This is a genomic window from Streptomyces gilvus (genome assembly GCF_022513565.1).
Classification (GTDB): domain Bacteria; phylum Actinomycetota; class Actinomycetes; order Streptomycetales; family Streptomycetaceae; genus Streptomyces; species Streptomyces gilvus.
Genome location: NZ_JAKWBE010000086.1, coordinates 1 through 488, shown reverse-complemented (window position 1 = coordinate 488; position 488 = coordinate 1). Strand labels below are relative to the sequence as shown.

At 73.2% G+C, this 488-nt stretch carries 1 protein-coding gene; it reads left to right on the top strand.

The window, feature by feature from the left end; translation table 11 throughout:
• The coding region (locus tag MKW14_RS40730) for a beta-galactosidase (protein ID WP_240871839.1) at nt 1–488 on the top strand (488 nt) is incomplete at both ends.

Sequence of the window (488 nt, the reverse complement as noted above, 5' to 3'; positions counted from 1 at the left end):
CTTCGACGCCCTCGACTACTGGCGCTGGGCCCCGCAGCTGGACATCGTCTCCAACGACCACTACCTCCAGTCCGCCGACCCCGAGTCGCAGATCGACATCGCCCTCAGCGGCGACCTGGTCCGCTCGCTGGCGGGCGGCCCCTGGCTGCTGATGGAGCACTCCACCGGCGCGGTCAACTGGCAGCCCGTCAACCGGGCCAAGACGGCGGGGGAGTTGCGCCGCAACGCCCTGTCCCACGTGGCCCGGGGCGCCGACGGCATCGCCTACTTCCAGTGGCGGGCCGCCAAGGCGGGCGCCGAGCAGTGGCACTCCGCGATGCTCCCGCACGCCGGCACCGACAGCCAGATCTGGCGGGACGTGGTCCGACTCGGCGCGGACCTGCGGGCGTTGGCGGAGGTCCGGGGCGCGGTCGGTACCGCCGAGGTCGCCATCGTCTGGGACTGGAACGCCCGTTGGGCGCTGGAACTCCCCTCCCAGCCGAGCGGTG